The organism is Kosakonia sp. S42 (assembly GCF_016624785.1).
Lineage (GTDB): Bacteria > Pseudomonadota > Gammaproteobacteria > Enterobacterales > Enterobacteriaceae > Kosakonia > Kosakonia cowanii.
In genome coordinates this window covers 1-23,558 of the sequence record NZ_JACVTW010000026.1, presented here as the reverse complement: position 1 = coordinate 23,558, position 23,558 = coordinate 1, and the positions used below count along the sequence as shown (strand labels likewise).

Here is a 23,558-nt window from a genome sequence, read left to right as displayed (position 1 = left end):
CAGCGAAGCCGGGGAAAAAATCCAGGCAAGATAAATAAATTATCTATGTTGATGATTTTATTTATTATTAATTATCTGTCATGCATGTGAAATAAAAGCGTAAATTATTTCCATATGTAAAATAAATAATCTCTTCTTACATCCTTTTTCCCCTTTTTAAAACCATATTAGACGATTCGCATGCACTCATCGCGGGCAGGCACTTTCGCTTTTAACGACAATAATAGAGATAACATTAAACAGTCAGAGGGAGGCCGACGATGTTAGAGCAAATAAAAGGCCGGCTGGTCGTTTCGTGCCAGGCGCTGGAAAATGAGCCGCTGCATAGCCAGTTTATTATGGCGAGGATGGCGCTGGCAGCCGCCGAGGGTGGTGCGTCGGGAATTCGGGCTAACAGCGTGGCGGATATTGAGGCTATCAAACAGCAGGTCGCACTGCCGGTGATTGGTCTTATCAAGCGCGACTACCCTGATAGCGAGGTGTTTATCACTCCAACGTTGCGCGAAGTGGAAGAGTTAGTGGCCGCCGCGCCAGAGATGATTGCGCTTGATGCCACCCAGCGCCCGCGCACTGGTGGCGAAACCCTCGCCCAACTGGTTGCCGGGATCCGCGCCCGCTGGCCCGCGCTGTTATTAATGGCGGATATCGCAAGCGTTGAAGAGGCACTAATCGCAGAGCAGCTCGGTTTCGACTGCGTCGGCACCACGCTCTACGGTTATACGGCGCAGACAAAAGGTCATACGCTGCCGGAGAGCGATTTTGCCCTGCTCAAAGCCGTGCTCGCAGCCGTTGCCATTCCGGTGATTGCCGAAGGGAATGTTGATACCCCCGAGCGCGCGGCGCGCTGTCTGGCGCTGGGGGCCCATGCGGTGGTAGTGGGCGGCGCTATTACCCGCCCGCAGCAGATCACGCGCCGTTTTACCGACGCAATAAGATCACCAGCTATCTGACGAGCCGCCGCCGTCGCTGGAGCCGCCGTCGCCGGAGCTTGAGCTGTCGCTGCTGCTGTGGCTACCGCTATCGCCGCCCGAATGGTGGTGAAGGTGGCTGGTGCTGGTCGAGGTCCAGGTTGCACTGTCATCGCGCATCGTACCGCCGCCGACAGCCAGCAAGCGCTGCGGGTAGAGCCACAGGAAGAACAATCCCGAAAAGATGCTGATAAAAGGGATGGAGAAGCTGAGCCAGACAAAAGGCATTACCCAGGAGACAAACTCCGAGGTGATGGCGAGCGCCGGGGTCAGTAACAACGAGCCAAAAAAGAGAACCCGCACCGTTCTCTTTTTGCGCTTGAGGATCAGTAAAAAGAGGCCGACGGCGAGAAAGGGCAACCCTTGCCAGTAAGAGAAGTTAACCAGCTTTCCGCGCACCCAGGCCCACGAGGCGGAGGCGGGCGACGGCAGCGGTTGCCCGCTCAGCAGCGCATCAATCCCTTTCAGCCCGTGCTGTAAGCCGGAGAGCAGATCCCCCTCCCTGAAGTAGGGCAGCATCTGCTCTTTGATCACCTGGCTTGCCAGCGCATCGCTGATGGTGGTTTCAAGACCCCGCCCGACCTCCACGCGCACCCGGCGATCCTGCCACGCCACAAGGATCAGCACGCCGTCATTGCGCTGCGCATTGCCCAGCCGCCACTCATTAAAAGTTTGTGTGGCAAACGTTTCGAGGTTCTCTCCCTCAAGGGAGGGCAGCACCAGCACGGCGACCTGCGCGCCGGTTCGCCTGTTAATCTCCGCGACCTCGCTAATAAGCGACAACTTATCCTCGGTCGCAAACAGGGCGTGCGGATCGTTGACGAAGCCGCGCATCGACGGAACCGGGAGCGCGTGGGCCTGAAACGTCAGGCTCACGAGCAGCAGCAATAAGGTGACTACGCGTGCCATAAAGCAACTTCCTTGCAGGGCTGGGGTAGATTCGCCACATCATAGCGGCACTCTTTCACCGCTGACAATTCGCCATAAATGGCGTACTACCCGCCGGAGATGTTGCGGCAAAGCGCAAATGGCACATGATCGGCGGCGGGTTATCTGCAATAATCCCTTTTTTAACTTCGATAAAGAGCCAGCATGCAGTACCCGATTAACGAGATGTTCCAGACCCTGCAAGGCGAGGGTTACTTCACCGGCGTTCCCGCCATTTTTGTTCGTTTACAGGGATGCCCGGTTGGTTGCGCCTGGTGCGACACCAAACACACCTGGGATAAGCTCGCGGATCGGGAGGTGTCGCTCTACAGCATTCTTGGCAAGACCAAAGAGAGCGACAAGTGGGGCGCGGCCAGCAGCGAAGATCTGCTCGCGATTATTGAGCGCCAGGGCTGGACGGCACGCCACGTGGTGATCACCGGCGGCGAACCCTGCATTCACGACCTTATTCCGCTCACCGCGCTGCTTGAGAAGCATGGCTTTAGCTGCCAGATCGAAACCAGCGGCACCCACGAAGTGCGCACTTCCCACTCCACCTGGGTGACGGTTTCGCCGAAGGTGAATATGCGCGGCGGGTATGATGTGTTGCAGCAGGCGCTGGAGCGCGCCGATGAGATCAAGCACCCGGTCGGGCGCATGCGCGATATCGAAGCGCTGGATGAACTGCTGGCGCAGCTGCACGATCAGAAGCAGCGGGTTATCGCCCTGCAGCCGATCAGCCAGAAAGAGGACGCCACGCGTCTGTGCATTGAAACCTGCATTGCGCGCAACTGGCGGCTGTCGATGCAGACGCACAAATATCTCAACATCGCCTGAAAAAACAAAACCCGCCAGCGGCGGGTTTGTTGTTTTACGCAGAGGATCAGCCGCGGTAGACGCATCCGGCGGTGCAGGTCTCTTTCACCATCACCGCACTCAGCAGCGGCACAACCGGCTTCATCTGATCCCAAATCCATTTCGCCAGCACTTCGCTGGTCGGGTTTTCCAGCCCCGGGATCTCATTCAGATAGTAGTGATCCAGTCTGTCGTAGAGCGGTTTAAACGCCGCTTTCAGCTCGGCGAAATCCATAATCCAGCCGGTATAAGGGTCCACCTCGCCGGTGATCTCCAGGCGCACCATAAAGGAGTGACCATGCAGGCGACCGCACTTATGTCCCTCAGGAACATGGGGCAGGTGGTGCGCGGCTTCGAAGGTGAAATCTTTAAACAAGGTGGTCGACATAATGCACTCTCAGGCTACAAAAACCGCCGAATGGTAGCGGAAATGACCTTTTTTAGCATTAACTAAAACCGCTAAAAACGATTACCGCCGCGCGCGCTTAACCATGTACGCAATTTATCAATAAAATTCAGTGACTTATTCAACCTGTTTTACTGTTAACGATGATAGCTAAAACAGGTTAGTCCTTTTGGTTATTTATTATTTCCAACCTTTCTTTAATTGTTATTATCCCCGCCGTTAACCTTACTTTCTCTTCTGTTTTTCAAAACATAAAAACAGCTTTGCTACTGGAACATAACGACGCATGACAACCCAGGCCCCATCTTCCGCGTTGCTCCCGTTAAACCCGGAGCAACTGGCGCGCCTCCAGGCGGCCACCACCGATTTGACTCCCACCCAGCTCGCCTGGGTTTCCGGCTATTTCTGGGGCGTGCTCAATCAGCAGCCCGGCGCGGCGGCCGTTGCCACCGCTGCACCCGTTGCCGAAACCCCATCGATTACCCTGATCTCCGCCTCGCAGACCGGCAATGCGCGCCGCGTCGCTGAAGCGCTGCGCGACGATCTGCTGGCGGCGAAACTGAGCGTCAATCTGGTCAACGCGGGCGACTATAAATTCAAACAGATTGCCAACGAGAAGCTGCTGGTAATTGTCGCCTCGACGCAGGGCGAGGGGGATGCGCCGGAAGAAGCGGTAGCACTGCATAAATTCCTCTTTTCGAAAAAAGCGCCGAAATTTACCGACACCGCCTTTGCGGTGTTTGGCCTCGGCGACAGCTCCTATGAGTTCTTCTGCCAGGCGGGGAAAGATTTCGACAGCAAGCTGGCAGAGCTGGGCGCCGAGCGTCTGCTCGATCGCGTTGATGCCGATGTTGAGTACCAGGCCGCCGCCGCCGAGTGGCGCGCGCGCGTGGTCGAGGTGCTGAAAGCCCGCGCCCCGGCTGCCACGCCTGCGCAGACCGCAGCCAGCACCAGCGGCGCGGTGAATGAAGTCACCTCCAGCCCCTACACTAAAGAAGCGCCGCTCGCTGCGACGCTCTCCGTTAATCAGAAAATCACCGGCCGTAACTCGGAAAAAGATGTCCGCCATATCGAAATCGATCTCGGCGACTCTGGCCTGCGCTACCAGCCTGGCGACGCGCTCGGTGTCTGGTACCAGAACGATCCGGCGCTGGTGAAAGAGCTGGTGGAGCTGCTGTGGCTGAAGGGCGACGAGCCGGTCACCGTTGACGGTAAAACCCTGCCGCTGGCTGAAGCTTTACAGTGGCATTTCGAGCTGACCGTTAACACCGCCAATATCGTTGAGAACTACGCCACCCTGACGCGCAGCGAATCGCTGCTGCCGCTGGTGGGTGATAAGGCGAAGTTGCAGCACTACGCCGCGACCACGCCTATTGTTGATATGGTGCGCTTCTCCCCGGCACAGCTGGATGCTGATGCGCTGATTGGCCTGCTGCGTCCGCTGACGCCGCGTCTCTACTCCATCGCCTCTGCGCAGGCAGAAGTGGAGAGTGAAGTGCACGTCACCGTCGGCGTGGTGCGTTACGAGATTGAAGGCCGTCCGCGTGCCGGTGGTGCGTCGAGCTTCCTCGCCGATCGCGTGGAAGAGGAGGGCGAAGTGCGCGTCTTTATCGAGCATAACGAGCACTTCCGCCTGCCGGCCAACCCGGAAACGCCGGTCATTATGATTGGTCCTGGCACCGGCATCGCGCCGTTCCGCGCCTTTATGCAGCAGCGCGCCGCCGATGAAGCACCGGGCAAAAACTGGCTCTTCTTTGGCAACCCGCACTTTACCGAGGATTTCCTCTACCAGGTGGAGTGGCAGCGCTATGTGAAAGAGGGCGTGCTGAGCCGTATCGATCTCGCCTGGTCGCGGGATCAAAAAGAGAAAATATACGTACAAGACAAACTGCGCGAACAGGGCGCAGAGCTGTGGCGCTGGATCAATGAGGGCGCCCACATTTATGTCTGCGGCGACGCCAATCGCATGGCGAAAGACGTTGAGCAGGCTTTACTGGACGTGATTGCCGAATTCGGTGGCATGGATACCGAAGCGGCGGATGAATTTTTAAGTGAGCTGCGCGTTGAGCGCCGTTATCAGCGAGATGTCTACTAATGAGCGAAAAACATCCCGGCCCTCTGGTGGTCGAAGGCAAACTGGCCGATGCCGAGCGCATGAAGCTTGAGAGTAACTATCTGCGCGGCACCATCGCCGAAGATTTAAATAACGGTCTGACCGGTGGCTTTACCGGCGACAACTTCCTGCTGATCCGTTTTCACGGCATGTACCAGCAGGATGATCGCGACATTCGTGCCGAGCGCGCCGAGCAAAAACTCGAACCGCGCCACGCAATGCTGCTGCGCTGCCGCCTGCCGGGCGGTGTTATCACCACCAAACAGTGGCAGGCGATCGATAAGTTCGCCCATGACAACACCATTTATGGCAGCATCCGTCTGACTAACCGCCAGACCTTCCAGTTTCACGGCATTCTGAAGAAGAACGTGAAGCCGGTGCACCAGATGCTGCACTCCGTCGGTCTTGATGCGCTGGCGACCGCCAACGACATGAACCGTAACGTGCTCTGCACCTCGAACCCGTTCGAATCGCAGCTGCACGCCGAAGCGTACGAGTGGGCGAAGAAGATCTCCGAGCATCTGCTGCCGCGCACCCGCGCCTATGCGGAGATCTGGCTCGATCAGGAGAAGGTCGCTACCACCGATGAAGAGCCGATCCTTGGCCAGACCTATCTGCCGCGTAAGTTCAAAACCACGGTGGTGATCCCGCCGCAGAACGATATCGATCTGCACGCCAACGACATGAACTTTGTGGCGATTGCCGAGAATGGCAAGCTGGTCGGCTTTAACCTGCTGGTCGGTGGCGGGCTCTCTATTGAGCACGGTAACAAGAAAACCTACGCCCGTACGGCGAGCGAGTTTGGTTATCTGCCGCTGGAGCATACGCTGGCTGTAGCGGAAGCGGTGGTCACTACCCAGCGCGACTGGGGTAACCGTACCGATCGTAAAAACGCCAAAACCAAATACACCCTTGAGCGCGTCGGCGTTGAGACCTTTAAAGCGGAAGTGGAACGCCGCGCGGGGATCACGTTTGAGCCGATCCGCCCGTATGAGTTTACCGGGCGCGGCGATCGTATTGGCTGGGTTAAAGGGATCGACAACAACTGGCACCTGACGCTGTTTATTGAAAACGGCCGCATCCTGGATTATCCGGGACGCCCGCTGAAAACTGGCCTGCTGGAGATCGCGAAGATCCACCAGGGCGAGTTCCGCATCACTGCCAACCAGAATCTGATCATTGCCAGCGTGCCGGAGAGCCAGAAAGCGGCGATCGAGCAGCTGGCCCGCAGCCACGGTCTGATGGACGCGGTAACGCCGCAGCGTGAAAACTCGATGGCCTGCGTCTCCTTCCCGACCTGCCCGCTGGCGATGGCGGAAGCGGAGCGTTTCCTGCCATCCTTCGTCGACAAAGTGGAGGCGCTGATGGTGAAACATGGCGTCGGCGATGAGCATATCGTGCTGCGCGTCACCGGCTGTCCGAACGGCTGTGGCCGCGCGATGCTGGCGGAGATTGGCCTGGTAGGTAAAGCGCCGGGTCGCTACAACCTGCATCTGGGCGGCAACCGCAGCGGCACGCGTATTCCGCGCATGTACCGTGAAAACATTACCGAGCCGGAGATCTTAGGCGAGATCGACACCCTCGTCGGTCGCTGGGCGCAGGAGCGCGAAGCGGGTGAAGGCTTCGGCGATTTCACCGTGCGCAGCGGCATTATCCGTCCGGTATTAGATCCGGCGCGCGATTTTTGGGAATAAGCGTTGCAGGCCGGATAAGGCAAAGCCGCCATCCGGCACTGAACACGCCACCCGGCAATAAAACTGTGAGGAACCTATGTCCATACTCGATCTGAACGCGCTCAACGCGCTGGCGAAAGAGGAACGCGACCAGCAACTGGCCGACACCAACGCCCAGCTTGAAACCTTCACCGCCGAAGCGCGCGTGGCGTGGGCGCTGGAGAACCTGCCGGATGAGTATGTGCTCTCATCCAGCTTTGGTATTCAGGCAGCGGTCAGCCTGCACCTGGTCAACCAGGTCTGCCCGAATATCCCGGTGATCCTGACCGACACCGGCTATCTCTTCCCGGAGACCTACCAGTTTATTGATGAGCTGACGGAGAAGCTCAACTTAAACCTCAAGGTCTATCGCGCCGAGCAGAGCCCGGCCTGGCAGGAAGCGCGCTACGGCAAGCTGTGGGAGCAGGGCGTGGAAGGGATTGAGAAGTACAACAACATCAACAAAGTCGAGCCGATGAACCGGGCGCTGGCTGATCTCAATGCACAAACCTGGTTTGCCGGGTTGCGCCGCGAGCAGTCGGGTAGCCGCGCGGCGCTGCCGGTGCTGGGCATTCAGCGCGGCGTGTTCAAAGTGCTGCCGATCATCGACTGGGATAACCGCACGGTGTACCAGTATTTGCAAAAGCAGGGGCTTAAGTACCATCCGCTGTGGGATCAGGGATATTTATCGGTGGGCGACACCCATACCACCCGCAAATGGGAGCCGGGGATGGCAGAGGAGGAGACGCGCTTCTTCGGCCTGAAACGCGAATGCGGGCTGCACGAAGGGTAACTCTTCAGCCGTTGCCGGATAGCCACCGCGATTTTGCAGCTGTTGTAGGCCGGATAAGGCGCAGCCGCCATCCGGCAAACAGACCGCACTGACTTACCGCATCACACTGCCGGATGGCGCTGTCGCTTATCCGGCCTACGAATAACGACCGTGGTTTTGTAACACTCGGGCCACACCGCATCACACTGCCGGATGGCGCTGACGCTTATCCGGCCTGCGATGAAGATCCTGGTGTTGTAGGCCGGATAAGGCGCAGCCGCCATCCGGCAATCAAACCGCACCACTTACTGCATCACACTCACATGGGCGGCGACAATCCGCCATCCGAACGGGAACTTCACCCACGTCTGCATCTGGCGACCGATGCGCTCGCTGTTTTCGCGGGTAAACTCGGTGCTCGCCACCGCCATCTCATCGCCGAAGGTGGTGATGGTGGTATTACGTAACACCCGCTCTAATCCGGCCGATGGGCGCGCCTGGCGAAAATCGCGGATTGCCGCCATGCCGTAAAGGTTTTCCGTCGCCCCGTAGCGCACCGTGCGCCCGTCATCCCAGAACAGCTCATCCAGCACCGCCACATCATTACTGATCAACGCCTGCTCATAACGATAAAACGCCGCCGTCACCTCATTGAGGATCAGCGGGCGGTCAATATTGTCCCGATTCATGCCCCCTCCTGCGGATAAAGAAGCCCGACCTGCTCCAGCCGCCATGCTGCCTGTAAACAGCGCGCTTCCTGCCACGGCGCGCCAATAATCTGTACGCCAATCGGCAGCCCGCGTTCGCTCTTCAGCGCCACGGTCACCACCGGCAGGCCGAGAAACGAAATCGGCTGCGTCAGCATCCCCATGCTCGCTTTCACCGGCAGGTCGCAGCCGTTAATGCGCATTGTCGCGTCCCCGATCTGCGTGGCACTGCACGGCGTAGCGGGAGCCAGCAGCAGATCGACATCCTTAAACAGCGCCAGCGTCTCATCACGAAACCAGGCCCGGAAGCGCTGCGCCTGCGTATACCACGCCGACGGCGTCATCGCCCCCGCCAGCAGGCGCTCGCGCGAGTTCGGCTCAAACTTATCCGCCGCCGTGCGCAGGGCTGGCAGGTACGCATTTCCCCCTTCGGCAGCGGTCAGCACAAACGCCGCCGAGCGCGCCAGCTCCGCCTGCGGCAGCGTTATCGCGCGATCCGCAGCCAGTGCTTGCGCCACCTGGCTTAAGGCGCCCCTGGCATCGTTATCGCACCAGGTGGTGAAGAACCCCTCCAGCACCGCGCAGCGCAGCGGATCGTCACGGGTAAGCTGCGTAAGCGCTCGCTCAAGCGGGCGATCCGCCTGGGCGCGATCGTCCGGATCGTGCCCCTGCATGGCGTCATAAACCCGCGTCAGATCGTCGACGGTGCGCGCCAGCGGGCCGATATGATCGAGGCTCGGCACAAAGGGATGGCTGCCGCTGCGCGACAAACGCCCGAAGGTTGGTTTCAGGCCATTCACACCGCAGAGAGAAGCAGGCACGCGGATCGAGCCGTTGGTGTCGGTGCCGAGAGCGAAACTGACCATCCCCGCCGCGACCGCTGCCGCCGAGCCGCCAGAGGAGCCGCCCGCCACGCGGGTGCGATCGCGCGGGTTGCGCGTCGCGCCATAGTGACTGTTCTCGGTGGTGAAACCATAGGCATAGGCATCCATATTGAGCGCCCCGGCCAGCAGCGCTCCGGCGCGATGGAGCTGGCGCAGGGCGAAGGCATCCCGCGCGGCGGGCGGATCGTTGCTGAACAGCTCCGCACCAGCCAGCGTTGTCACGCCCGCAATATCAAACAGGTTTTTCACCGCAAACGGCACGCCCGCCAGCGGCGGCAGCGTTTCACCCCCGGCGATCTGGCGGTCAATCTGCGCCGCCTCCGCAAGCAGGCGCGGAGCGGTGACTTCAGTAAAAGCATTAATGCCGGGGTTAAGCTGGTCGATGCGCGATAACGTCTGCTGCGCCAGTTCGTGCGCGCTGAACCACTTCTCGCGCAGCCCGCGCTGAATATCCTCAATCGACAGATTCATAAGCGGTACTCTCCCGCGCCTTCCTGACGAGGGGGCAGGGGAAACTGCATTAACGTCTGCGCCATCGCCGCGATGCGCGCCAGCTGCACCTCAAGCTCCGCGCGGCGCGCGTCATCAAGCGGCACCTCAAGTATCTGCTCCATCAGCCGGATCCACGCCGGCCAGTCTGTTACGTCGTTATTCATCATCGCTCCTTAGAAACCCGCCGCGCTGCCGTTGCTGCGCGGATCAAACGCCCCCTCCAGCATGCCGTTGGCATGGCGCACAATCGCACCGGCATGGCCGGTCGCCTCGCTTAAGCCGGGCAGCCACTCCACCTCATGCCCCATGGCGCGCAGTGCCTGCGCCGTCTCTTCGCTAAAGCGGCTCTCCAGCTTCAGGCTGTCGGAGGTCTGCCCCCAGGTGCGCCCGAGCAGCCAGCGCGGGGCACAGACCGCCTCCTGCAATCCCATTCCCTGCAACACATGGCGGGTAAAGATCGCCGCCTGAGTCTGCGGCTGCCCGTCACCACCCATCGTACCGTAGACCATGGTGCGGCCATCATTAAGCCGCGCCGCCGCTGGGTTTAAGGTGTGGAACGGCTGTTTACCCGGCATCAGCGCCAGCAGATGTTCCGGGTCGAGGCTGAAGGCCGCGCCGCGGTTTTGCAGCAGCACGCCGCTCTCCGGCAGCACCACGCCGCTGCCAAACTCGTGATAGATACTCTGGATAAACGACACCGCCAGCCCGTTTTTATCCACCACGCCCATCCACACCGTATCCCCCGGCCCTTTGCCTGGGCCCCAGGGGGCGGCGCGCTGCTCATCGATGCTGGCGGCGAGCTGTTCCAGCGGTGCCTGCTCCAGCAGGCTCTGCACCGGCAGCGTGACGTGGCGTGGATCGGTGATATAGCGGTCGCGCAGGCCAAAGGCTTTTTTGGTCGCTTCGACAATACGGTGGATGGTCTGCACTTCGCTGGCCTGTTCCATCGCCAGGTGGTCGGTAATGCCAAGGATCGCCAGCGACACCAGCCCCTGGGTGGGCGGCGTCATGTTGAACACCTCGCCCTGGCTGTGCGCGAGCCGCAGCGGCACGCGGCGCTGGGCGCGATGGTTAGCCAGATCCTGCGCCGTTACCGGCAGGCCTAAGGCCGCCATTTCAGCGGCGATAATCGTTGCCAGCGGGCCGCGATAAAAACTGCCCAGCCCTTCAGTGGCAAGCCGGGTTAAGGTGCGCGCCAGTTTCGGCTGGCAAAAGCGGCTCCCCGCCAAAGGCGCGTTGCCATCAGGTAAAAAGGTGTCGGCAAAACCGGGGACATCGACCAGTTCAGCGTATTTCGCCTGGGTGGCGCTGGCCTGCGACTGGGTGACGGGAATGCCGTCGGCGGCGTAGCGAATGGCATCTGCCAGCAGGCGCGAAAGGGGAAGCTGCCCGCCGCCGAGTGAGGTGGAGAACGCCAGCGCCTCCTCCCAGCCGCTCAATGTGCCGGGCACGGTTAACGCCGCCAGCGGGCCGCGATGGGGAATATGCGCGTGCCCCTCATAAAAGGCGGTGGTCGCGTGCTGGCCCGCCGCGCCGCTGGCATCGATCGCCAGCGGTTCGCCGTTCGGCGGCACGATCAGCCAGAATCCGTCGCCGCCAATGCCGTTCATATGCGGGTAGACCACCGCAATGGTGGCCGCCGCCGCAACCATCGCTTCAATCGCATCACCGCCGTGGCGCAGCACCGAGAGCGCCGACTCGCTGGCAAGGTGGTGGGGCGTTACCGCCATACCGGAGGGGGCCATATTACTCTGCATCGTCACGCTTCCTTTTTTGCGGGTATAGCAGAGTGCTAAGCAAGAGCTGTTCCAGATTGACGCGATACGTTTCACTGTGTCAGCTTTAGCTGAAACAAAAGTTGCAGGAGGCGTTATGCAGCATCTCGATATGCGCTTACGCGCGTGTTACGACCACCTCTCGCCGCAGGAGCAGCGGGTGGCCGCCTTTATTCTCGATCACTTCGACGACCTGGTGAGCTACAACAGCGCGGAGCTTGCCCGCTTAAGCGGCGTGTCGAAAGCGACCGTCAGCCGCCTGTTTCGCCGGCTTGGTTACGACAACTTCAAAGCGATGCGCGATGAGCTGCGCACCCTGCGCCAGAGCGGGATGCCGCTGGCGGAAAGCCGCGAGGCGGTGCAGGGCAACACGCTACTGGCGCGGCACTATAAGCAGGAGATGGCGAACCTGACCCAGTGGATCAACAGCCTTGATGCGGAGCAGTTTGCCGCCATTATCGCTGCCCTGAGCGCTGCCCGGCGGGTGGTGATTATCGGCTTTCGCAACAGCGCGCCGGTGGCGCTGCATCTGCGCCAGCAGTTATTGCAAAGCCGCGGGCAGGTGGCGGTAATGCCGCAGCCGGGGCAGACGCTGGCAGAAGAGATTGTCGATCTTACCGGGGAGGATATGGTGGTGATGGTGGCGTTTCGCCGCCGTCCGCGCGGCGTGCGTCCGCTGCTGGAGACGCTGCAAGCCCGCGGCGTGCCGGTGCTGGTGCTGAGTGAAGCGCAGGCCAGCGGGCTGAAAGCCGTTAGCCGCTGGCATATCGGCCTGCCGCTGGAGAGCGTCTCGGCGTTCGACAGCTACAGCAGCGCCATGAGCCTGGTGAATCTGCTCGCTAACGCGCTGCTGCACACCACGCTTAGCGAAGGGCGCCAGCGCATTCACACTATCGCTGCGCTCTATCAGGATCTCGACGAACTCGAACCGCGCTGATGCACTTTTTTGGTGCTTTCGCACCACGCTGATGACACCTCGCGGGGCACGCTGTGCCCCCGATTTTGTGGTTTACCCTGCAGTCCCGTCCCCTCCGTCTATGGCACATTAGTTGCAGAAATAGCAAATAAGAACCTTTTGTTTCATTGACCGGATGAAGGACGTGCCAATGTTTGATCTCTCCCACAGTTCACAAATCAACCCGCCTCAACGCCTGCTGATGGGGCCGGGGCCGATCAATGCCGATCCGCGCGTGCTGCGTGCGATGGCGAGCCAGCTTATCGGCCAGTACGATCCGGTAATGACCGGTTACATGAATGAGGTGATGGCGCTCTATCGCCGCGTCTTTCGCACTGAAAACCGCTGGACGATGCTGGTGGATGGCACCTCGCGTGCCGGCATTGAGGCGATCCTCGTCTCTGCCATTCGCCCCGGCGACCGCGTGCTGGTGCCGGTATTTGGCCGCTTCGGTCACCTGCTTTGTGAAATCGCCCGCCGCTGCCGCGCCGAGGTGCATACCATCGAGGTGCCGTGGGGCGAAGTTTTCACCCCGGATCAGATTGAAGAGGCGATCAAGCGCGTTAAGCCGCGCCTGCTGCTGACGGTGCAGGGCGACACCTCGACAACGATGCTGCAACCCCTCGATCAACTGGGCGAGATCTGCCGCCGCCACGATGTGCTGTTCTACACCGATGCCACGGCGTCACTCGGCGGCAACGCGCTGGAGAGCGATGCCTGGGGGCTGGATGCGGTCTCTGCCGGGTTGCAGAAGTGCCTTGGCGGGCCGTCCGGCAGCGCACCGATCACTTTAAGCCCGCGCATGGAGGCGGCGATCCGCGCCCGCCGCTGCGTTGAGCAGGGGATCCGCACCGAGGCCCACGCAGATGGCAGCGAGGAGATGATCTACTCCAACTATTTCGATCTCGGCATGGTGATGGATTACTGGGGGCCGGAGCGCCTGAACCACCACACCGAAGCCACCAGCATGCTCTTCGCCGCCCGCGAATGCGCGCGCATTATGCTGGAGGAGGGGATGGATAACCTGATTGCCCGCCACGAACTGCACGGCCGCGCGCTGCTCGCCGGTATCCAGGGAATGGGGCTTGGCGTGTTTGGCGACATCCGCCACAAGATGAATAACGTGCTCGGGGTGGTGATCCCGCCTGAGGTGCACGGTGAAGAGGTGCGCCAGCGCCTGCTGAACGATTTCCATATTGAGATTGGTACCTCTTTCGGCCCGCTACAGGGCAAGATCTGGCGCATTGGCACCATGGGCTATAACGCGCGTAAAGATTGCGTCCTGCAAACCCTCACCGCGCTGGAAGCGGTGCTCAACCGCCTCGGTTTTCGTACCGTGCAGGGCGCGGCGATGCAGGCAGCCTGGGATGTGTATGAAGGAGCGCGCGCATGATGAGTCAGGAGGAGGCCGCCTGCGCCGCCGCTCGGGTAATGGCGCGCTGCGACGCGCTGGCGCAGTTAAGCGAAAGCAGCGAGGGGCTGACCCGCGTTTATCTCTCGTCGGAGCATTTGCAGGCCAACGCGCTGGTCGCGCAGTGGATGCAGCAGGCGGGCATGAACACCTGGCAGGATGCGGTCGGCAATATCTGCGGGCGCTATGAGGCGGCGCAGCCGGGCGCGCAGGCGCTGCTGCTCGGCTCGCATCTCGACACGGTGCGCAACGCCGGGCGTTACGACGGCATGCTCGGCGTGCTGGCAGCAATTGAAGTGGTGGATGCGCTGAACCGTGCCGGGCTGCGCGGGGCGCAGGCAATTGAGATTATCGGTTTTGCTGATGAGGAGGGGACGCGCTTTAACATCGCCCTGCTCGGCAGCCGCGGCCTGACCGGCAGCTGGCCCGCCTCGTGGCTCGCCTGCGAAGATGCGCTGGGGGTCAGCGTGGCGCAGGCGTTAGCCCTTGCCGGGCTGAGCGCCGATGCGATTTTTGCCGCCCAGCGCCCGGCGGCGGATTTCTCGGCCTACCTCGAATTGCATATTGAGCAGGGGCCGGTGCTGGAGCAGGAGGATCTCGCCCTCGGCGTAGTGAGCGCGATCAACGGCGCGCACCGTCTGCACGCCCGCTTTACCGGCGAAGCGGGCCATGCCGGGACGGTGCCGATGCGCCATCGCCGCGATGCGCTGGCCGCCGCCGCCGAATGGCTGCTGTTTATTGAGCAGACCACCCAGGCCTTCGCACCGGATATCGTTGCCACCGTTGGTACCTTGCAGTGCGAGCCCGGCGCGGTGAATGTCATCCCTGGCGCGGTAAGCCTGACGCTCGATATTCGCAGCCCGCAGGATGAAGCGCGCGACACGCTGCTGCAACGCCTGCTGGCACAGGCGGAGGTGATCGCGGCGCGGCGCGGCGTGGGTTTTAGCCATGAGATTTTTTATACCATCGCCGCCACGCCCTGCGATGAAGCTCTGCGCGCGCAGTTAACCGACGCGGTGCGGGAAGTGCAGGGGCGCACGATGTTGTTGCCGAGCGGTGCCGGGCACGACGCGATTGCCATTGCCGAGCGCTGGCCGTCAGCGATGCTCTTTGTGCGCTGTGCGGGCGGGATCAGCCACCATCCGGCGGAGAGCGTGACAGAGGAGGATGTCGCCCAGGCGCTGCGCGCCTTTAGCCTTGCGGTCGGGCAGCTGATCGCTCGCCCGTCAGCCATTGCCTGATGGCGGCTGCGCCTTATCAGGCCTACAACACCCGGCTCACCCACGCATCGAAACCGTAGGCCCGATAAGCGTAGCGCCATCGGGCAGTACAACCCCCATCCCTTTCAGACATCGCACCACCGGGCGGTGCATTTGTGAACGTTTTGCTCTTTTTTGGTGCGCATGTTGCACAAAAACTGTGCATTTGCCGTTTTACATCCTCTGAAGCGCTGCTTTTCCCGCCACTACTGGCAAAAAATAAACATCTTTAAATCAATGTATTAACAAATATTTCAAAAATATAACTGAACCAATGATCTATTGGTTCGCAAATTGCTTAATAAACCCTGAGTGGCAGCAGGCATAAAAACTATAACTTGCTGTTATGAAATAAAAAGATAACGCAAAACGCGGATGAACCAATATGGAAAAACCCTCACGCTATCTGGCGAACTCCAGCACAGCGCTTGAACAGCTTCGTGGCCTTATCCACCAGTATGAGTCAACACCAGGGACTCCTCTGCCGACAGAACGCGAGCTGGCTGAAATGTTTGGCGTCGGGCGGCGCGAAATCCGCCGCGCCCTCGACGTGCTGGAGGAGGAGGGGCGCATCTGGCGCAAGCAGGGTAAAGGGACCTTTACCGGCCCCACCGCGCCTGCTTCGCCCGTTGCGCTACAGGGGCTGGTTCAGCAGACCAATATGCTGGAAGTGATGGAGTCGCGCTTACAGATTGAGCCAGGCCTGGCGCGGCTGGCGGCACTGCGGGCAAGCCCCGAGCAGCTGGCGCTGATGCAGCGCATGCTTGAGCGTATCGATAACGTCAGTGCCGAAGATCCGGATCTCAATGAACTGTGGGACAGCGCCTTTCACCGGGCGATTGCCGAAGCGGCGGGCAACCGCCTGCTGCTTGGCCTGTTCGACACCCTCGACGCCGTGCGCCGCGAACCCGCCTGGCACCACCTGCGCGAGCTGGCGCGTACCCCGGCGAAGGTCGACCGCTATAACGATCATCATCACCGCATTATGCAGGCGATCCGCGATCGCAAGCCGGCCGCGGCCGCCATGGCGATGCGCGAGCACCTGCTCGATCTGCAATACGCCCTGATCCAGGCCATCCACATTGAGGACGATATGCCATGACGACGATCCCGTTTCACGATCCCGCGCCGGTGCTGCGGATAACCAACCTGAAGGTGCAGTTTGCCGGATCGCCGGTCAGCGTATTAGATGGCATCTCTCTGAGCGTAAAACGCGGTGAGACGCTGGCGCTGGTGGGCGAATCGGGCTGCGGGAAAAGTATTACTTCGCTGGCGTTAATGGGGCTGCTGCCCACCAGCGCGCAGATTGTCAGCGGCGAGATGCACTTTCGCGACCAGGATCTGCGCCAGCTCGCCCCGCGTGACTATGCCGACCTGCGCGGCAACGCGCTGGCGATGATTTTTCAGGAGCCGATGACCTCCCTTAACCCGGCATTTACGTTAGGCGATCAGCTCAGTGAAGCGGTGATGCGCCACCAGAACGTCTCGCGCAGTGAGGCGATGGCGGCGGCGCTACAAATACTCGAAAAAGTCCAGATTCCCGCCCCGGAGATGCGCCTTAAAGCCTATCCGCACCAGCTCTCCGGCGGTATGCGCCAGCGCGTGATGATCGCCATGGCGCTGATTAATAACCCCCGGCTGCTGATTGCCGACGAACCGACCACTGCGCTCGATGTCACCATCCAGGCGCAGATCCTCGCCCTGCTCAACACCCTGAAGGCCGAGACCGGCACGGCGGTGTTGATGATCACCCACGATCTCGGCGTGGTGGCAGAAGTGGCGCAGCAGGTGGCGGTGATGTACGCCGGTCAGGTGGTGGAGCAGGGGAGCGTCGAGGCGATTTTTGCCGATCCGCAGCACCCCTACACCATCGGCCTGATGGGGTCGATTCCGTCCCTCGGCGCACGCAAAGGCCCGCTCTCCACCATTCCAGGCGCGGTGCCGCTGCCGGAAGCGATGCCGAAAGGGTGCCGCTTCGCCACCCGTTGTCCCTTTGCGCAGACGCGCTGCCATCAGGAAAAACCGACCTTACAGCCGCAGGGGCATGGTCACCTGGTGGCCTGTTTCCGCGCGCCCCTTGAACAGCATATCGCGCTGGGAGAAACCGCATGAGCACACCGATTCTTGAAGCCCACGATCTCAGCAAACGCTTTGCCGGGCCGTCGCGCCTCTTTGCACCAAAACGGTATGTCACCGCCGTCGATCGCGTCTCGCTGACGGTTTACCCCGGTGAAACGCTGGCGATTGTTGGCGAATCCGGCTCCGGCAAATCGACCCTCGGTCGCCTGTTGCTGCGCCTGCTGGCCGCTTCCGAAGGCGAGGTGTATTACCAGGGCGAGGCGATCACCCATGCCAGCGGCGCGCGCGTTAACCAGCTGCGCCGCGAGCTGCAAATTATCTTTCAGGATCCCTTTGCCTCCCTCAACCCACGCATGACCGTCGAGCAGATCGTCGGCGAGCCGCTGTGGCTGCACCAGAAGATGGGCAAAAGCGATCGCCAGCTGCGCGTAGCGGAACTGCTCTCCACCGTCGGGCTGCCCGCCGCCTGGGCGCGCCGTTACCCCCATGAGTTTTCCGGCGGCCAGCGCCAGCGTATCGGCATTGCCCGCGCGCTGGCTTCGGGGCCGAAACTGCTGCTCGGCGATGAGCCGGTGTCGGCGCTCGATGTCTCGGTGCAGGCGCAGGTGGTCAATCTGCTGGAGAACCTCAAGCAGCAGTTTGGCCTGACGATGATTATCGTCGCCCACGGTCTGGCGGTGATCCGCCATATGAGCGACCGGGTGGCGGTGATGTATCTCGGACAGATTGTTGAGATGGCAACGGTCGAAGAGATTTTCGATGCACCGCTGCACCCCTACACCCAGGCGCTGATCGCCTCCGCGCCGCAAACGCAGCCGGGTCTTGAGCGGCAAACGCCGCTGTTGCAGGGCGATCTGCCTAACCCGGCCAACCCGCCGCAGGGCTGCCGTTTTCACACCCGCTGCCCCTATGTCAGCGATGAGTGCCGCCAGCTTGAGCCGATTAACCAGCTGCTCGACGGCGGTCGTCAGGTGGCCTGCCATCGCTGGCAGGAGATTAACCGCGATCGCAGCGTTATCCAGATTGCTCCACCTTCCGCCGCCTTCCTGCGCCGCCGCGCGCTGTTTGAACAGGCAGCCTCTCACTCGTCCCGTTAAAGGAAACAATAATGATTGTGCGAAATTCTCTGTTGACCGTTCTGGGAAGCGTTATGTTGCTGGGCGCGGCGCTGCCGACCCACGCTGAAAGTGTGCTGAAAGTGGGCCTCGGCGCCGATCCCGATATGCTCGATCCGCATCTGGCGCGCACCTACTACGGGCGCTTTGTCTTTGCCTCGCTCTGCGACCGGCTGGTGGATGTCGACGCCAACCTGAAGGTGGTGCCGGGCCTCGCCACGGCGTGGACATGGAGCGAAGATGGCAAAACCCTGACCATGACCCTGCGCGAAGGGGTCACCTTCCACGACGGCGAGAAGTTTGACGCCGCGGCGGCAAAATATAGCCTAGACCGCGCTCTGACGCTGCCAGGCTCGCTGCGCAAAAGCGAACTCTCGTCGGTGGAGTCTGTTGAAGTGACCGGGCCGATGCAGATCGCCCTGCACCTGAAAACGCCGGACTCGGCGCTGCTGATGCAGCTCACCGACCGCGCTGGCGCGATGCTGGCACCGGAAGCGGCGAAGAAAGCCAATTTTGCCGCGCACCCGGTCTGCTCTGGCCCCTATAAATTCGACAGCCGTGTCGCGCAGGATCGCATTGTGCTGACCCGCTTCGATAACTACTGGAACAAAGGCGCGTACCACTTCGACAAAGTGGTCTATCTGCCAATCCCGGATGCCTCGGTGCGGCTGGCAAACCTGCGTGCGGGCGATCTCGATCTGACGGAAGGCGTTGCCGCCAGCGACGTGAAAACCGTGCAGAGCGACAGCAAGCTGCAACTGGCAAAGGTGACCGGCCTCGGTTATCAGGGCATCACGTTTAATATCAATAACGGCAAAGTGCCGGCCAACGATCCGTTTAAAGATGCGCGCGTGCGCGAAGCCTTCTCGCTGGCTATCGACCGCGAGGCGCTCAACCAGGTGGTATTCGAGGGGCTTTATACCCCGGCAAACCAGGCCTTCTCGCCGGTCAGCCCGTATCACGTCAAGCTGCCGGTTGCGCCGCGCGATGTGGAGAAAGCAAAAGCGCTGTTGCAGGCCGCCGGGGTGAAAACGCCGCTGACCGTCTCGCTGCTGGTGCCGAATAACCCGACCTCGCAGCAGGTGGGCCAGGTGCTGCAAGCGATGACCGCCGAAGCGGGCTTTAATATCAACCTGCAAATGACCGAATTTGCCACCCTGCTCGACAGACAGCAGAGCGGTGATTATCAGCTCAGCTTCTCCGGCTGGTCCGGCCGCCCGGATCCTGATGGCAGCATCTTTGGCTTTGTACACAGCAAAGGCGCACTCAACGATGGCCGCTACAGCAATGCTCAGGTCGATACATGGCTGACCGAGGCGCGGACGCAGAACGATCCCGCCACCCGCCAGGCGCTGTATGAAAAAGTGGTGAAACAGCTGCAAACGGATATGCCGATTGCCTACCTCTACTTTGAGCCGCGCCTGTTCGGGCTGAACAAAAAAGTGCAGGGGTTTACCCCTTACCCGGACGGCATTGTGCGTCTGGCGGGTCTGAGCTTCGCCAAATAACCCGTCAGCCGTAAGGAGAGACCATGCTGGAACTGATTTGCAAACGCCTGATGCTCGCGGTGCCAACCCTGTTGTTGGTGAGCATGATGGTGTTCGGGTTGCAGAAGCTGCTGCCCGGCGATCCGATCACCGCCATGCTCGGCGAGGAGCGCGATCCGGCGGTAATCGCTCATCTGCGCGCGGAGCTGAACCTGGATGCGCCGATTCCGGTGCAGTATTTCCACTGGTTGACCCGCGCGTTGCAGGGGGATCTGGGCGTCTCCTTACGTACGCAGGAGCCGGTGACCCATCTGATTGCCGCCAAGCTGCCGGTGACGCTGGAGATGTCGCTGCTGGCGATGATCATCGCGCTGCTGGTCGGCATCAGCATGGGCATCCTTGCGGCGGTGAATAAGAACAGCTGGATCGATCACGGCACCAACTTCGTCGCCATCTCGGGGATCTCGGTGCCGCACTTCTGGCTGGGGATTTTGTTAATCCTTATCTTCTCGGTCAATTTGCAGTGGCTGCCCGCTTCCGGCTTTGTGCCCTTTGCGGAAGATCCGCTGCAAAACCTGCGCACGCTGCTGCTGCCGTCGCTGGTGCTCGGCACTGGCCTTGCGGCGACGCTGATGCGCCACACTCGCGCGTCGATGATTGCGGTGCTGAAAGCTGATTACATCCGCACCGCCCGCGCCAAAGGGCTGTTACCGAAAGCGGTGATTATGAAGCACGCTTTTCGTAACGCGCTGGTGCCGGTGATCACCCTGACAACGCTGCTGTTCGGCGAATTACTCGGCGGCGCAGTGCTTACCGAGCAGGTGTTTACCATTCCCGGCTTCGGCAAGATGATTGTCGATTCCGTCTTCAACCGCGACTACGCGGTGGTGCAGGGCGTGGTGCTGGTGGTGGCGATCGGTTTTCTCGCCCTCAACCTGCTGGCCGACGTGCTGTATGTGTTAATCAACCCGAAAATGCGGAGCGAATAATGGCGGAACTCACCTCTGTCGGTGCGGCGGCTACGCTGCCGCGCAATGAAAACCGGGTGCTTAAGAAATTTCTCGCCAACAAAAGCGCGGTGCTTGGCGCGGTGATTGTCGGCATCTTTGTGCTTATCGCGCTGCTGGCACCGTGGATCGCACCGTTTGATCCGGTCAAAGCCGATTTTCTGGCGGTGCGTAAAGCCCCCTCGGTGCTCCACTGGTTCGGCACCGATGAGCTGGGGCGCGACATCCTCTCGCGCATGGTGTGGGGGGCGCGCACCTCGCTGCTGGCGGGCTGTGTCTCGGTGGTGATCGCCGTGGTGATTGGCGTGCCGCTCGGCCTGCTGGCCGGGTATTTTCAGGGGATGTGGGATGGGGTGATTTCGCGCTTTATCGAAGCGCTGCTCGCCTGCCCGTTTCTGATTATGGCGATTGCCCTCGGCGCGTTTCTCGGCCCAAGCCTGACCAACGCGATGATCGCCATTGGCCTCTCAGCGATGCCGATCTTTGCCCGTCTGACGCGCGGCCAGGTGATCGCCATTCGTAATGAAGAGTATATCGACGGCGCGCGGGCCATCGGCCTGCCGGACCGCTGGATCATCGTGCGCTATGTGCTGCCCAACGTGATGTCGCCGATTCTGGTGCAGGCCACGCTTGCCATCGCCTCGGCGATCATTACCGAAGCGAGCCTGTCGTTTCTCGGCCTCGGGCAGCAGCCGCCATACCCCTCCTGGGGCGCCATGCTTAACACGGCAAAAGGGTTCCTCGAGCAGGCGCCGTGGATGTCGATTTTTCCCGGTGTGGTGATCTTCCTCACCGTGCAGGGATTCAATTTACTCGGCGACGGGCTGCGCGACGCGCTCGATCCGCGCCACGACTAAGGAGTTTGCATGACTAAAGCGATTGATTTTAGCGTCGGTTACGCCTCACGCCGCGCGCCGATGATTGGGCAAAACGCGGTGGCAACGTCGCAGCCGCTGGCGGCACAGGCCGGAATGCGTATGTTGCAGCAGGGCGGTAACGCGGTGGATGCGGCGATTGCCGCGGCAATGGCGCTTACGGTGGTCGAGCCGACCGGCTGCGGCATCGGCAGCGATGCGTTTGCCATCGTCTGGGATGGCAAAGAGCTGCACGGGTTGAACGCCTCTGGCCGCTCGCCCGCCAGCTGGCATGCGGATCTCTTTGCCGGGCTTGATGCGGTACCCGAGATTGGCTGGGATGCGGTGACGGTGCCCGGCGCGGTTTCCGGCTGGGTGGCGCTGGCGGAGCGCTTCGGCACGCTGCCGCTCACCACGCTCGCGCAACCGGCAATTGAGTATGCCCGTAATGGTTTTCCCGTCTCGCCGCTGATTGGTCACCTCTGGCAGCGCGGCTATGACAAGCTGAAAGATCAGCCGGGCTTTAGCGAGTGCTTTGCCCCTGAAGGCCGGGCGCCGAAAATCGGCGAGATCTTCCGTAACCCGGCGCAGGCGCGCACGCTGGAGCTGATTGCCGAGACTAATGGTGAAGCCTTCTATCGCGGCGAACTGGCGCAGAAGATTGCCGCCTTTGCAAAGCAGCACGGCGCGCACCTGAGCGAAGCGGATCTGGCGAATCATGAAGCCAACTGGGTTTCGCTTCTGTCGCGCGACTTTGCCGGTGGATCGGTGCAGGAGCTGCCGCCGAACGGCCAGGGGATTGCGACGCTGATTGCCCTCGGCATTCTCGAACAGTGCGATATTGGCCGCTACGATCCGGATTCGGTGCAGTCGCTGCATCTGTCGATTGAGGCGATGAAGCTGGCGCTGGCGGATCTCGATCGCTATATCGCCGATGAAGATCACCTTGAGTTCGCCGCTGATCTGCTGCTCAGCGACAGCTACCTGAAAACCCGCGCGGCGCTGATCGACCCTGATAAAGCCTCCGATTTTGTCTACGGTTCGCCGACGCAAAGCGGCACGGTTTATCTCTCAACCGCTGATGCCAGCGGCATGATGGTGTCGTTTATTCAGTCCAACTTTATGGGCTTTGGCTCGGGCGTGGTGGTGCCGGAGACCGGAATTAGCCTGCAAAACCGCGGCTGCGGCTTTGTGCTCGATCCGAAACACCCGAATGCGCTGGCGGGCAGTAAGCGCCCGTTCCACACCATTATTCCCGGCTTTGCGATGGGGGCAGACGGCAAGCCGCTGATGTCTTTTGGCGTGATGGGCGGGCCGATGCAGGCGCAGGGGCATATGCAGATGGCGCTGCGCATTATGCAGCACGGGCAGAACCCGCAGGCGGCGATTGACGCTCCGCGCTGGCGCGTGGTGCGCGGGCGGGAGGTGATTGTTGAGTCGACCTTCTCGCACAATGTGATCGCTGCGCTGCGCGATCGCGGGCACCAGATTACCGTTGAGGATCCGCAGGCGGGGTACAACTTCGGCGGCGCGCAGGTGATTTACCGGATGCCGGAGGGGCAGTATGTTGCTGCCACCGAGAGCCGCAAAGATGGGCAGGCATTGGTGAGTTAAGGGAGCTCCGCTCCCGTAGGCCGGATAAGCGTGTAACGCGCCATCCGGCAATGGGCCTGGCATATGGCATGGGTGGAAGGGTTCCGTTCACCATGCGTTGGAGAGTTTCATTGACCTCTTATGCGGTGAACGGGACAAGGGAAGCGGCCGCGCTCCCCTTGTCAAT

General features: G+C 61.0%; 21 protein-coding genes. 15 read left to right on the top strand and 6 right to left on the bottom strand.

Translation table 11 applies throughout. The features are described 5' to 3' along the window. The first annotated feature begins 260 nt into the window (after window positions 1-260). Window positions 261-950, top strand: a complete 690-nt coding sequence (locus IAE50_RS20410; RefSeq protein ID WP_200581097.1) for an N-acetylmannosamine-6-phosphate 2-epimerase — start codon at window positions 261-263, stop codon at window positions 948-950. Here the strand turns inward: IAE50_RS20410 and IAE50_RS20405 are convergent. Next, window positions 936-1,877 carry a YgcG family protein gene (locus tag IAE50_RS20405; RefSeq protein WP_200581096.1) on the bottom strand — a complete coding sequence of 314 codons (942 nt, stop codon included), beginning with the start codon at window positions 1,875-1,877 and terminating at the stop codon, window positions 936-938. The genes IAE50_RS20410 and IAE50_RS20405 overlap by 15 nt on opposite strands. Window positions 1,878-2,060: 183 nt before the next feature. Between IAE50_RS20405 and queE the strand changes: the two genes are divergently transcribed. Beyond that, window positions 2,061-2,732: a 7-carboxy-7-deazaguanine synthase QueE gene (gene queE, locus IAE50_RS20400; RefSeq protein WP_042717647.1), complete on the top strand. Its 672-nt coding sequence runs from the start codon at window positions 2,061-2,063 to the stop codon at window positions 2,730-2,732. Between the two features lie 46 nt (window positions 2,733-2,778). Here queE and queD read toward each other — a convergent pair whose 3' ends face one another. Then, window positions 2,779-3,138 (bottom strand): 6-carboxytetrahydropterin synthase QueD, encoded by a 360-nt coding sequence (queD, locus tag IAE50_RS20395; protein ID WP_023479478.1) that lies wholly within the window; start codon window positions 3,136-3,138, stop codon window positions 2,779-2,781. A 304-nt stretch (window positions 3,139-3,442) separates the two neighbouring features. Between queD and cysJ the strand changes: the two genes are divergently transcribed. The 3 genes from cysJ (at window position 3,443) to cysH (ending at window position 7,774) form a co-directional block, all read left to right on the top strand. Then, on the top strand, window positions 3,443-5,251 hold the full coding sequence (gene cysJ, locus IAE50_RS20390) for an NADPH-dependent assimilatory sulfite reductase flavoprotein subunit (protein WP_200581095.1): 1,809 nt from the start codon (window positions 3,443-3,445) through the stop codon (window positions 5,249-5,251). Then, window positions 5,251-6,963 (top strand): assimilatory sulfite reductase (NADPH) hemoprotein subunit, encoded by a 1,713-nt coding sequence (gene cysI, locus IAE50_RS20385; RefSeq protein ID WP_094419425.1) that lies wholly within the window; start codon window positions 5,251-5,253, stop codon window positions 6,961-6,963. The genes cysJ and cysI overlap by 1 nt, the downstream gene beginning before the upstream one ends. 76 nt (window positions 6,964-7,039) lie before the next feature. Continuing rightward, complete coding sequence (gene cysH, locus IAE50_RS20380) at window positions 7,040-7,774, top strand: phosphoadenosine phosphosulfate reductase (protein WP_200581094.1); 735 nt, start codon at window positions 7,040-7,042, stop codon at window positions 7,772-7,774. A 284-nt stretch (window positions 7,775-8,058) separates the two neighbouring features. Here the strand turns inward: cysH and hpxZ are convergent, their stop codons facing one another. Genes hpxZ through IAE50_RS20360 form a run of 4 tightly spaced genes read right to left on the bottom strand, consistent with a single transcriptional unit; the run spans window position 8,059 to window position 11,593 of the window. Further along, entirely contained in the window at window positions 8,059-8,442 is a 384-nt protein-coding gene (hpxZ, locus tag IAE50_RS20375; RefSeq protein WP_094419427.1) for an oxalurate catabolism protein HpxZ, read from the bottom strand. Further along, the gene (locus tag IAE50_RS20370) at window positions 8,439-9,815 is read right to left on the bottom strand and encodes an AtzE family amidohydrolase (RefSeq protein ID WP_200581093.1); all 1,377 of its coding nucleotides are present in this window, start codon (window positions 9,813-9,815) and stop codon (window positions 8,439-8,441) included. Before IAE50_RS20370 ends, hpxZ begins: the two co-directional genes overlap by 4 nt. Beyond that, entirely contained in the window at window positions 9,812-10,000 is a 189-nt protein-coding gene (hpxX, locus tag IAE50_RS20365; RefSeq protein WP_200581092.1) for an oxalurate catabolism protein HpxX, read from the bottom strand. The genes IAE50_RS20370 and hpxX overlap by 4 nt, the downstream gene beginning before the upstream one ends. Window positions 10,001-10,009: 9 nt before the next feature. Further along, the gene (locus IAE50_RS20360) at window positions 10,010-11,593 is read right to left on the bottom strand and encodes a gamma-glutamyltransferase family protein (protein WP_200581091.1); all 1,584 of its coding nucleotides are present in this window, start codon (window positions 11,591-11,593) and stop codon (window positions 10,010-10,012) included. A gap of 115 nt (window positions 11,594-11,708) precedes the next feature. Here IAE50_RS20360 and IAE50_RS20355 point away from each other — a divergent pair, with 115 nt between their 5' ends. The 10 genes from IAE50_RS20355 to IAE50_RS20310 all read left to right on the top strand — a co-directional run bounded on the left by IAE50_RS20355 (window position 11,709) and on the right by IAE50_RS20310 (window position 23,392). Further along, entirely contained in the window at window positions 11,709-12,548 is an 840-nt protein-coding gene (locus IAE50_RS20355; RefSeq protein ID WP_200581090.1) for a MurR/RpiR family transcriptional regulator, read from the top strand. Between the two features lie 169 nt (window positions 12,549-12,717). Continuing rightward, window positions 12,718-13,959: an alanine--glyoxylate aminotransferase family protein gene (locus IAE50_RS20350; protein ID WP_200581089.1), complete on the top strand. Its 1,242-nt coding sequence runs from the start codon at window positions 12,718-12,720 to the stop codon at window positions 13,957-13,959. Beyond that, window positions 13,956-15,218: an allantoate amidohydrolase gene (gene hpxK / locus IAE50_RS20345; RefSeq protein WP_200581088.1), complete on the top strand. Its 1,263-nt coding sequence runs from the start codon at window positions 13,956-13,958 to the stop codon at window positions 15,216-15,218. Before IAE50_RS20350 ends, hpxK begins: the two co-directional genes overlap by 4 nt. 403 nt (window positions 15,219-15,621) lie before the next feature. Further along, entirely contained in the window at window positions 15,622-16,338 is a 717-nt protein-coding gene (locus IAE50_RS20340) for a FadR/GntR family transcriptional regulator (RefSeq protein WP_023479491.1), read from the top strand. Next, window positions 16,335-17,348 (top strand): ABC transporter ATP-binding protein, encoded by a 1,014-nt coding sequence (locus IAE50_RS20335; RefSeq protein WP_023479460.1) that lies wholly within the window; start codon window positions 16,335-16,337, stop codon window positions 17,346-17,348. The genes IAE50_RS20340 and IAE50_RS20335 overlap by 4 nt, the downstream gene beginning before the upstream one ends. Next, on the top strand, window positions 17,345-18,412 hold the full coding sequence (locus IAE50_RS20330) for an ABC transporter ATP-binding protein (RefSeq protein WP_023479459.1): 1,068 nt from the start codon (window positions 17,345-17,347) through the stop codon (window positions 18,410-18,412). The genes IAE50_RS20335 and IAE50_RS20330 overlap by 4 nt, the downstream gene beginning before the upstream one ends. An 11-nt stretch (window positions 18,413-18,423) precedes the next feature. Further along, window positions 18,424-19,938, top strand: coding sequence for an ABC transporter substrate-binding protein (locus IAE50_RS20325; RefSeq protein ID WP_187291283.1), 1,515 nt, complete (start codon window positions 18,424-18,426; stop codon window positions 19,936-19,938). A gap of 23 nt (window positions 19,939-19,961) precedes the next feature. Next, window positions 19,962-20,906 carry an ABC transporter permease gene (locus tag IAE50_RS20320; RefSeq protein WP_023479449.1) on the top strand — a complete coding sequence of 315 codons (945 nt, stop codon included), beginning with the start codon at window positions 19,962-19,964 and terminating at the stop codon, window positions 20,904-20,906. Further along, the gene (locus IAE50_RS20315; RefSeq protein WP_200581087.1) at window positions 20,906-21,781 is read left to right on the top strand and encodes an ABC transporter permease; all 876 of its coding nucleotides are present in this window, start codon (window positions 20,906-20,908) and stop codon (window positions 21,779-21,781) included. The genes IAE50_RS20320 and IAE50_RS20315 overlap by 1 nt, the downstream gene beginning before the upstream one ends. A 9-nt stretch (window positions 21,782-21,790) precedes the next feature. Beyond that, on the top strand, window positions 21,791-23,392 hold the full coding sequence (locus IAE50_RS20310; protein WP_076769431.1) for a gamma-glutamyltransferase family protein: 1,602 nt from the start codon (window positions 21,791-21,793) through the stop codon (window positions 23,390-23,392). The last annotated feature ends 166 nt before the right edge of the window (window positions 23,393-23,558 follow it).